This window comes from Micromonospora sp. D75 (genome assembly GCF_018070405.1).
Taxonomy (GTDB): domain Bacteria; phylum Actinomycetota; class Actinomycetes; order Mycobacteriales; family Micromonosporaceae; genus Micromonospora; species Micromonospora chalcea.
In genome coordinates, this window is record NZ_JAGPXV010000165.1 from 1 (window position 1) to 9,940 (window position 9,940).

The 9,940-nt window shown below is 75.8% G+C and carries 6 protein-coding genes and 1 pseudogene; 5 read left to right on the forward strand and 2 right to left on the reverse strand.

The window, feature by feature from the left end:
- Window positions 1-344: pseudogene (locus KBX39_RS12760) on the forward strand (virginiamycin B lyase); the annotation flags it as partial.
- A 61-nt stretch (window positions 345-405) separates the two neighbouring features.
- Here the strand turns inward: KBX39_RS12760 and KBX39_RS12765 are convergent.
- Window positions 406-1,335 carry an LD-carboxypeptidase gene (locus KBX39_RS12765; RefSeq protein ID WP_210870630.1) on the reverse strand — a complete coding sequence of 310 codons (930 nt, stop codon included), beginning with the start codon at window positions 1,333-1,335 and terminating at the stop codon, window positions 406-408.
- 59 nt (window positions 1,336-1,394) lie between these two features.
- On the opposite strand from KBX39_RS12765, the gene KBX39_RS12770 reads away from it, so the two are divergent.
- Complete coding sequence (locus KBX39_RS12770; protein WP_210870621.1) at window positions 1,395-2,162, forward strand: type 1 glutamine amidotransferase; 768 nt, start codon at window positions 1,395-1,397, stop codon at window positions 2,160-2,162.
- 2 nt (window positions 2,163-2,164) lie between these two features.
- A complete protein-coding gene (locus KBX39_RS12775) occupies window positions 2,165-5,188 on the forward strand; it encodes a bifunctional [glutamine synthetase] adenylyltransferase/[glutamine synthetase]-adenylyl-L-tyrosine phosphorylase (protein WP_113972566.1) in 3,024 nt (1,007 codons plus the stop codon).
- Window positions 5,189-5,315: 127 nt separating this feature from the next.
- On the opposite strand, the gene KBX39_RS12780 is transcribed toward KBX39_RS12775, so the two are convergent.
- A complete protein-coding gene (locus KBX39_RS12780; RefSeq protein ID WP_210870624.1) occupies window positions 5,316-6,986 on the reverse strand; it encodes a hypothetical protein in 1,671 nt (556 codons plus the stop codon).
- A 45-nt stretch (window positions 6,987-7,031) separates the two neighbouring features.
- Here KBX39_RS12780 and mptB (KBX39_RS12785) point away from each other — a divergent pair, with 45 nt between their 5' ends.
- Together mptB (KBX39_RS12785) and mptB (KBX39_RS12790) are read left to right on the forward strand one after the other, a co-directional pair.
- Window positions 7,032-8,435, forward strand: coding sequence for a polyprenol phosphomannose-dependent alpha 1,6 mannosyltransferase MptB (mptB, locus tag KBX39_RS12785; RefSeq protein ID WP_181373801.1), 1,404 nt, complete (start codon window positions 7,032-7,034; stop codon window positions 8,433-8,435).
- 11 nt (window positions 8,436-8,446) lie between these two features.
- Window positions 8,447-9,934 (forward strand): polyprenol phosphomannose-dependent alpha 1,6 mannosyltransferase MptB, encoded by a 1,488-nt coding sequence (gene mptB, locus KBX39_RS12790; RefSeq protein WP_210870627.1) that lies wholly within the window; start codon window positions 8,447-8,449, stop codon window positions 9,932-9,934.
- The last annotated feature ends 6 nt before the right edge of the window (window positions 9,935-9,940 follow it).

Consider the following 9,940-nt stretch of genomic DNA (forward strand, 5'->3'; position numbering starts at 1 on the left):
GCCACACCCGGGGTGTCGTCGGCGCGCTCTGGTTCGTCGAGATCGCCGCCGGGCAGGTCGGCCGGATCACGCCGGACGGGCGGATCGACGAGTTCCCGCTGCCGGACCGCGCGGCGCGCCCGCACGCGATCGTCGCCGACCCGGCCGGCGGCTGCTGGTTCACGGAGTGGGGCGCCAACCGCATCGGCCACATCGACCCCGAGGGCCACATCACCGCCCACACCCTGCCCACGCCGGCCTCGGAACCCCATGGCCTCACGGTCACCCCCGACGGCGCGGTCTGGGCAGCCCTGGAGATCGGCGCGGTAGCCCACCTCACCCCGCCCGCGCCGCGTCGATCATGAGGTTGGCGGCAGTTGTGGATCTCTGAACTGCCGCTAACTTCATGATCGCCAGGGCTCGGCTTCAGCGGACGGCGGCGGTCACCGTCAGGGTGCCGGTGGTGGCGTCCAGGACCGCGGGGGTACCGACCGGGACGGTGAGCTGGGCGGGGCCGTGGCCGATGGGCAGGCCGCCGAGCACCGGTACGCCCAGGTCGCCCAGGCGGTCGGTGAGCACGTCCACGACAGTGGTGTCCCAGCCGTCCGCGCACTCGGTGAACTGGCCCACCGCCACCCCGGCGATGCCGTCCAGCGCGCCGCAGCGACGCAGGTGGGTGAGCATCCGGTCGATCTTGTACGGCGGCTCCTGCACCTCCTCGACCAGCAGGATCGCACCGGTCAGGTCCGGCATGTCCGGCGTGCCGATCGACGCGGTGATCAGGCACAGGTTGCCGCCGATCAGCCGGCCCTCGGCCCGGCCGGGCACCCGCACCGGGTACGTCTCCTCCGCCTCGACCGCCGCCACCGTCACCGGCTCGGCGCTAGTCAGCGCGGCGTGCAGCGACTCCGCCGAGCGGAGCGGCGTGCGCTCGTCCCGCCACGCCGCCCCCGGCCCGTGCACCCCGGCCAGGCGGGCGCCCCGCCAGAGCGCGAACTGCAACGCGGTGATGTCGGAGAACCCGGCCACCACCTTCGGGTCCCGGCGTACCGCCGCCATGTCGATCAGGTCCACCACCCGCTGCGCGCCGTAGCCGCCCCGCGTGCAGATCACCCCACGGATCTCCGGGTCGGCGAACGCCGCGTTCAGGTCCGCGGCCCGCAGCGCGTCGTCGCCGGCCAGGTAACCGCGCCGGGCGTACGCGTTCGGCGCGGGCACCGGACGCAGCCCCCAGCCGGTGAGCAGTTCGATGCCACGGGCCACCCGCTCGGGACGGGTCGGTCCGGACGGGGACACCAGCATCACCGCGTCGCCGGGACGCAGGGCCGGTGGGCGCAGGCAGTCGTCGGGCACGATCGCGAGCCTAGGGCCTGCCGGACCGTGCCCTGTCGGCCGCACCGGTTAGCCTCGACGTCGTGGCGACCGCGCTGGTGATCGAGAACGACCCGACCGACGACCTCCGCCGCCTGGGGGAGTGGCTCACCGAAGGGGGCCTGGAACTGCGCGTGCTGCGTCCGCACGCCGGTGACGCGCTCCCCGCCGACCTGGAGGGATACGCCGCGCTGGTGGTGCTCGGCGGCGACCAGCAGGCGTACCCGGGGTCCGACGGCGCCCCCGGCGCGCCCTGGTTCCCGGCGCTGGAGGGGCTGCTGCGCAAGGCGGTCCGCCAGCGGGTGCCCACGCTCGCGATCTGCCTCGGCGCGCAACTGCTCGCCACCGCGCACGCCGGCCTGGTCGAGCGCAGCCCGTCCGGGCCGGAGATCGGCCCGGCGCTGGTGGGCCGGCGCGACGCCGCCGAGGAGGATCCGCTGTTCCGGTACGTGCCGCTGATGCCCGACGTGCTCCAGTGGCACGCCGACGAGATCACCGAGCTGCCGCACGGCGCGACGCTGCTGGCCGCGTCCACCCGCTACCCGCACCAGGCGTTCCGCCTCGGTGACCGGGCCTGGGGCCTGCAGTTCCACATCGAGTGCGACACCGCGATGATCGCCGAGTGGTCCCGCGACTCGGCGGTGCTGGCCGAGCTGGACTACGACCCGGAACTGGTGGTGGCCGCCTGCGACCGGGTGATGGCCGACGTCGAGGAGGCGTGGCAGCCGTTCGCGATCCGGTTCGCCGCGCTCGCGCTCGGCGAACTCGGCGACGACAACCCGCGCCGCAGCCTGCCGCTGCTCGGGGCCTGACGGTGACCCGGCCGGCCCGCGGGCGCCTGGCCCGCTACGGATTCGCCGAGGGGGACGGCGCCACGCGCGCCGCCGACCTGCTCGGCCCGGACGGGCTCGACCTGTGGCGGCCCGAGACGCAGGAGCCGGCCGACGAACGCGCCGCCGAACTGCTCGCCGCGCTGTCCCGCGCCGCCGACCCCGATCTGGCGCTGCGTCAGCTGCACCGGCTGGTCGAGTCCGAGCGGCGCTCCGGCGACGAGGTGGCCGTACGCGACGCGCTGGCCGCCGACCCCGGGCTGCGCCGCCGCCTGATCGCGGTGCTCGGCGCCTCCTCCGCGCTCGGCGACCACCTGGTCGCCAACCCGGGGCAGTGGGCGGTGCTGGCCACCGAGCCGGACGGGCTCGCCCCCACCGCGGACGGGCGGCTCGACCTGAGCGTGGCCGCCCGGCTCACCACCATGACCGGCGCGGTCCCGCTGCTGCGGCAGGCGTACCGTCTCGCGCTGTTGCGGATCGCGGCGGCCGACCTGACCGGCGGGCGCGGCCTGGAGCAGACCATGGCGGCGCTGTCCGGGCTGGCCGACGCCACGCTGGCCGCCGCCTACGACATCGCCGCCGACGAGCTGCCCGAGGGCACGCCGCGCCCTCGCCTGGCAGTGGTGGCGATGGGCAAGTGCGGCGGCGACGAGCTGAACTACGTCTCCGACGTCGACGTCATCTTCGTCTCCGCCACCGACGACGACCTGCCCGCCGCCACCCAGATCGCCACCCGGCTGATCCAGATCTGCGGACTGGTGGCCTGGCCGGTCGACGCGGCGCTGCGCCCCGAGGGCAACCGGGGCCCGCTGGTCCGCACGCTCGCCAGCCACCTCGCCTACTACAAGCGCTGGGCCCGCACCTGGGAGTTCCAGGCGCTGCTCAAGGCCCGCCCGGCCGCCGGTGACCTGGAGCTGGCCCGGGAGTGGATCGAGGCGCTCGCCCCGCTCGTCTGGACCGCCGCCGAACGCCCCGAGGCGGTCGAGGACGTCCGGTCCATGCGCCGCAAGATCCTCGACAACGTGCCGCCGAAGGAGCTGGAACGCGAGATCAAGCGCGGTCCGGGCGGGCTGCGCGACATCGAGTTCGCCGTCCAGCTGCTCCAGCTCGTACACGGCCGGGGCGACGAGTCGCTGCGGGTGCCGGGCACCGTGCCGGCGCTGCGCGCGCTCGTGGCCGGCGGCTACGTGGGCCGCGCCGACGGGGAGGCGCTGCTGCGCGGCTACCGCTTCCTGCGCGCCGTCGAGCACCGGCTCCAGCTCCAGGCCCTGCGCCGCACCCACACCGTGCCGACCGAACCGGCCGCGCTGCGCTGGCTCGCCGCCGCGCTCGGCTACGCGGCCACGCCGGGCCGCAGCGCCGTCGAGGAGTTCCGCGCCGAGTGGGTCACCCACGCCGCCGAGGTACGCCGGCTGCACGCCAAACTGCTCTACCGGCCGCTGCTGGAATCCGTGGCCCGGGTCCCGGCCGAAGGGCTGCGGCTCACGCCCGAGGCGGCCCGGCACCGGCTGGAGGTGCTCGGCTTCGCCGACCCGGCCGGCGCGCTGCGGCACCTGCAGGCGCTCACCGGCGGGGTCAGCCGTACCGCCGCGATCCAGCGCACGCTGCTGCCGGTGCTGCTGGACGAGTTCGCCGACGCCCCCGAGCCGGACCGCGGCCTGCTCAACTACCGGCAGGTGTCCGACAAGCTCGGCAGCACACCGTGGTACCTGCGCCTGCTGCGCGACTCCGGCCCGGTGGCGCGCCGCCTGGCCCGGGTGCTCTCCTCGTCCCGGTACGCGGCCGACATGCTGTCCCGCGAGCCGGAGGCGCTGCGGCTGCTCGCCGAGGACAGCGAACTGACCCCGCGCCCGCGCGAGACGCTCGTCGACGGGTTCGCCGCGGCCGCTGCCCGGCACGACGACCCGGTCGAGGCGATCCGGGCGGTCCGTGCGCTGCGCCGCCGGGAACTGGTCCGCATCGCCGCCGCCGACGTGCTCAGCCGCGCCGGCTCACTCGCGCCGCTCACCCCGCGCCCGGTCGGCGGCGGCGAGCGGCGGCCCACGGTGGTCGACGTGACGGCGGTGGGTACCGCGCTGTCCCACGTCGCCGACGCCACGCTGGCCGCCGCGCTGCGCGCCGCCCGTACCGTCCACCCCGGACCGCCCGGCCTGCGCTTCGCGGTGATCGGCATGGGCCGGCTCGGGGGGTACGAGTCCAACTACCTCTCCGACGCCGACGTGCTGTTCGTCTACGACCCGCCGCCCGGAGTGGACGAGAGCACCGCGAGCGCGGCGGCGCAGGCCATCGCCGAGGAGTTGCGCCGGCTGCTGTCCGCGCCCGCCCCCGACCCGCCGCTCGGTGTGGACGCCGACCTGCGCCCCGAGGGCCGGCAGGGCCCGCTGGTACGCAGCCTCGCCGCGTACGCGCAGTACTACGCGCGCTGGTCGCGGGTGTGGGAGGCGCAGGCGCTGCTGCGGGCCCGGTTCGTCTGCGGCGACGCCGACCTGGGCGCCGAGTTCGAGGCGATGATCGAGCCGGTGCGCTACCCGGCCGACGGGCTGACCCGCGAGCAGGTCATCGAGATCCGCCGGATCAAGGCGCGGGTGGAAACCGAGCGGCTGCCCCGGGGCGCCGACCCGGCCACCCACACCAAGCTGGGCCGGGGCGGGCTCGCCGACGTCGAGTGGGCCGTGCAGCTGCTCCAGCTCCGGTACGCCGGCCGGATCCCCGAGCTGCGCGGCACCCGTACGCTCGACGCCCTGACCGCAGCCCGCGACGCCGGCCTGCTCGACGCCACCGACGCCGCCGAGCTGGCTGCCGGCTGGACGCTCGCCGCCGAGGTGCGCGACGCGCTGATGCTGGTACGCGGCCGGGCGGGGGACCAGTTGCCCCGGCACGGGGTGGAGCTGGCCGGGGTGGTGCGGCTGCTGGGGCGCGAGGACCAGGGCGAGTTCCTCGACGAGTACCTGCGCACCGGCCGCCACTCCCGCACAGTCGTCCAGCGGATCCTGGAGTCCCCCCTCTAGCCCTCCCGTCCCACCTCCCCTGGGCGTTGATCTTGCACTTGCGGCCCCGACGAAAGGGGCATATGCGGCTCTCGATGGGCCGCAACCGCAAGATCGACGGTGATCAAGGGCGGGGGGAGGGGGTGGATCAGCTGGTGAGGGTGTAGGTGCCGGCTCGGGGGACCGTCACTGTGGTCCACTTGCCGTCTCGGGTGACTGTGGCGTTGTGGGAGGCGGTGAGCCAGGGGGTGTGGCGGACCCGGATCGGGATCGGGCCGGGGGCGGGGGCGCGGAAGGTGATCGAGGCGCCGTCCTGGCTGATCAGCTCACCCGGCGCGCCGACCAGCGGCGTGGGGTCGGCGACCGCGTACAGCTTCCAGTGCCGGTCCGACCAGACCTCGGTCAGGTACGGCAGGCCCGTCTCCACCAGCTCCGCCTCGGATCGCCCCACCCAGGAGAACTCGGCGTCGGGCACTGCCACGTACTGCACCGCGTTGTCGGCCAGCCAGTCCCGGTAGGTGACGGGGGTCAGCGGAATGCCGGTGCCGTCCGCGCCGGGCACCGTGGTGAAGAACAGCGGATTGCGGTCGATGTCGGCCTGGCGTAGCCAGCCCCGGGCCAGTGGCACCTCGCCCATCCGGGCCGCCTCCCAGTAGTTGCGGGTCGGCGGCACCTCCGCCCGTCCGGTGAGCCCGCGCCGGGCCAGTTCCGCGCGCAGCGGCGCGAAGTACGCCGGGTCGGCCGTCGGATCGTCGGCGCTGCGCAGGTCGGCGGAGACCACCGGCGGCTGCCACCAGCAGACGACAGCGAGCAGCGCGGCCAGCCCGGCCGCACCGGCGGTCCGGGGCAACCGGGGGATGCCCAGCCTCGCCGGTGGCGTCGCCGCGGCGGCCAGCAGCGGCAGCGCGAACATCACCACCAGGCGGGTGGCGTTCAGCCCGACCGGGGTGGGCAGCAACGCCGACGCCAGCACCCCGGCCGCGGACAGCAGCGCGCCCACCCGCACCGGCCGGTACGTCACGAGCGCCGCGACCAGCAGGCTCGTCACCACGGCGTGCACGGTGTCGGTGCGGCTGATGTTCATCCAGCCGCCCTCGCCGAACAGCAGCCCGGTCACGGCGAGCGGTCCGGCCGCGGGTACGGCGAGCAGCAGGCCGTCGGCGTACCGGCGGCTCAGCAGCAGCGCGACGCCGGCGAGCCCGACGAACAGCCCGGCCACCGGGCTGGCCGCGGAGGCGAGCAGCGCGGCGACAACGGCGGCGACGGCCGCCCAGACGCTCCGGCCCGCCCAGATGCCGACGGGGGAGGCCGGCGCGCCGGGGCCGGCCGGACCAGCAGCGGCACCGGCCGCACCGGCACCGGTGCCGGAGGCGTCGACGGCGGCTCCACGTCGGGCGGGCACGGTGAGCGCGAGCAGCGCGGCCAGGCCGAACGCGACGCCGAGGGCGTACGTGACCCGGCCGGAGACCAGGTTGCCGGCGATCGTGACCACGCCGACCAGGCTGCCGAGCAGCGGTCGGGGCACCCGGGTCCGCACCAGCAGGGCGGCGAACGCGGCGGCGGAGGCGAGCAGGGCCAGGGCGCCGGTGACGCGTACGCCGAGCAGCGCCATCAGCGGCGGCGAGACGAGGCTGTAGCCCCACGGGTGCACGCCGCCGTACCAGCGCAGGTCGACCAGGGCGGACGGATGCGCGGCGAAGAAGTCGGCGCGGGCGACCTGGGCGGACAGGTCCGAGCCGGTGACCGGCAGGGTGAGGTGGAGCACGGCGAGGACGAGCGCGAACGCGGCGGACACCGCCACCACCCGACCACCCCGCATGCCCACCTCCTGATCGCGAACCACCGTACTGGCAGCATGTCGGGCGTGCCTCACCACCTCTCGCGTTGGATCGGCCTAGCGGGTTCGGTGCTGCTCGCCGTGGCCGCGTTCCTCGGCGGCGCCCTGCCCGACGGCGAGTTGCGTCCCACCCCGGTCAGCATCTGGCAGGGCCCGAACGGGCCGCTGATCATCGGGTTGTGGCTGGTCGGCACCGGGCTGCTGGCGTGGGCGTGGTGGTCTTTGCGGGACCGGGTGCCGTCGTCGCGCTGGGTGCTGGTCACAGTGGCGCTGTGGCTGCTGCCGATGCTCGTCGCGCCGCCGCTGGGCAGCCGGGACGTGTACGCGTACGCCTGCCAGGGCGCCAGTTTCTCGGCCGGGATCAACCCCTACGAGCAGGGCGTGTCGGCGCTGCCCTGCCCCTGGCTGGACACCATCTCCTACATCTGGCGGGACACCCCGGCGCCGTACGGGCCGCTGTTCGTGCTGCTCGCCGGTGCGGTGGTGGAGGCGACCGGGTCGCTGCTCGGCGCGGTCGCGCTGTTCCGGCTGCTCGCCGTGGCCGGGGTGGCGCTCACCGCGTGGGCGCTGCCGGTGCTGGCCCGCCGCTGCGGGGTGCCGCCGCGGCGGGCGCTGTGGCTGGCGCTGGCCAGCCCGCTGGTGCCCGTGCACCTGATATCCGGCGCGCACAACGACGCGCTGATGATCGGCCTGCTCGTGGCCGGGCTGGCAGTGGTGGCGGCCCGGCCGGGGCGGCCCTGGCCGCTGCTCGCCGGTGGGGCGCTGCTCGGACTGGCAGCCGCCGTCAAGGTCACCGCGCTGGTCGTGATGCCGTTCGCCGCGCTCGCCGCCATCGTCGGGGCGTACCGGATCAGGTCGCTGGTCCGCGACGGCGGGTGGGTGGTCGGTGGATCGCTCGTGGCGCTGGCCGGGGTGACGCTCGTCTCCGGCCTGGGGCTGGGGTTCATCAGCGGGCTGGAGCAGGGCAGCCTGGTGGTGGCCTGGACGTCGCCGCCGACAGCGGTGGGGCAGACCGTCGGCTATCTGCTGGCGCCGTTCGGGGTGCACGTCGACGCGCTGCCGGTGACCCGGGCGATCGGCATGGTCGTGCTGGTCGGGGTGCTGATCTGGCTGTGGTTCCGCTCGTTGCGTCGCGGTGAGCCGTTCTGGCACGCCGCGCTGGCGCTCACCGCCACCGTCGCGCTGTCCCCGCTGTTCCACCCCTGGTACTGGCTGTGGCCGCTGGCGGTGCTGGCCGCCACCGCGCACCGCACGCTCTGGTTCTCGATCGTCACCGTGGTGTCGTCGTTCCTGGTGCTCGCCGACGGAACCGGGCTGGCCCGGTACAGCAAGATGCCCGGTGCGCCGCTGATGACGCTGTTCGTGATCGGCGTGGTCGTCTGGTTGGTACGGTCGGCTCGCAAGGGCCGGCAGCCGGTTCCCGCGGACTGAGGAGTGTGCCGGTGAGCGAGGTCGACGGACCGGTCCGGCCGATCGCCGCCGCCGTCGCCCGCTACGCCGGTCTCGCCGGGGCGGTGCTGCTCACCGTCGCCGGGTGGCTCGGCGGCGCGCTGCCCGGCCCGCCCCCGCGCAGCACGCTCGCCGCGATCTGGGCGGCCCCGAACGGGCCGCTGACGCTCGGCTGCTGGCTGGCCGGGACGCTGCTGCTGGTCGGCGCCTGGTGGTCGCTGCGGTGGGGCGCGCCGTCCGGCCGGTGGGCGTACGTGACCGCCGGGCTCTGGTCGCTGCCGCTGCTCGCCGCGCCGCCGATCGGCAGCCGCGACGTCTACTCGTACGCCTGCCAGGGCTGGACGTGGACGCAGGGCCTCAGCCCGTACCGGGTGGGGGTCGCGGCGGCTGGCTGCCCGTGGACCGACTCGGTGTCGCCGATCTGGCGGGACACCCCGGCGCCGTACGGGCCGTTCTTCGTGCTGCTGGCCGGGCTCGCCGTCCTCGCGGGCGGCGGCCTGATCGGGACCGTCGTGGCGCTGCGGCTGGTAGCGGTGGCCGGGGTGCTGCTGGCCGCGCTCTGCCTGCCCGGCCTGGTCCGGGCCGCCGGCGTGCCCACCCGCCGGGCCGCCTGGCTGGTGCTCGCCTGCCCGCTGGTCGGGATCCACCTGGTGGCGGGCGCGCACAACGACGCGCTCGCGCTCGGCCTGCTCCTGCTCGGCCTGCTGGTGCTGGTCCGCCTGCCGGGCAAGCCGCGCGCGCTGCTGGTCGCCGGGGTGCTGCTCGGCCTGGCCGTGGCGGTGAAGGCGGTGGCGGTCGTGGCGCTGCCGTTCGCGGCGCTCGCCGCCGTGCTCGGCCGCTACACCTGGCGGGCGCTGCTGCGCGACGGCGGGCAACTGGCCGCGTCGGTGCTCGGCACGCTGCTCGTCGTCTCACTCGCCACCGGCCTCGGGCTGGGCTGGATCGGCGGACTCGGCCACAGCGGCGACTCGCAGCAGTGGACCTCACCGCCCACCGCGATCGGGTTCGTCATCGACTACGCCGGCGAACTGGCCGGGCAGCGGCCCTCGGCCGTGCCGGTGGTCCGGACGGTCGCGCTGGCGTTGCTGGCCGGGACCCTCGTCGCGCTCTGGTGGCGGGCGTGGACGGCGCTGCGGCGGCTCAACGACAGCCGGCAGCGGGTGGCCCGGCTGACAGTGGCCCGGCCCCGGGTGGCGCTGCTCGGCGCGGGACTGGCGCTCGCCGCCACCGTGCTGCTCGCACCGGTCTTCCACCCCTGGTACGCGATCTGGCCGCTGACGCTGCTCGCGGTCGCGGCGGTGCCGCTGGCCCGGGAGGTGTGGTTCGTGGCCCCCTGCGCGGCGGTCTCGCTGCTCACGCTGCCCGACGGCACCAACCTGGCCCGGTTCACCAAGGCGCCCGGCGCGGTGCTGATGACGGTGCTGGGGGTGGTCGTCGCGGTGGCCGGAGTCCGGGCGGCACTGCGCCGCCGAGCCGCGTGAGACGGC

Excerpts from the sequence above, each read along its gene's own strand:
- KBX39_RS12780 (WP_210870624.1), bottom strand. The coding sequence starts at position 6,986 with ATGCGGGGTGGTCGGGTGGTGGCGGTGTCCGCCGCGTTCGCGCTCGTC.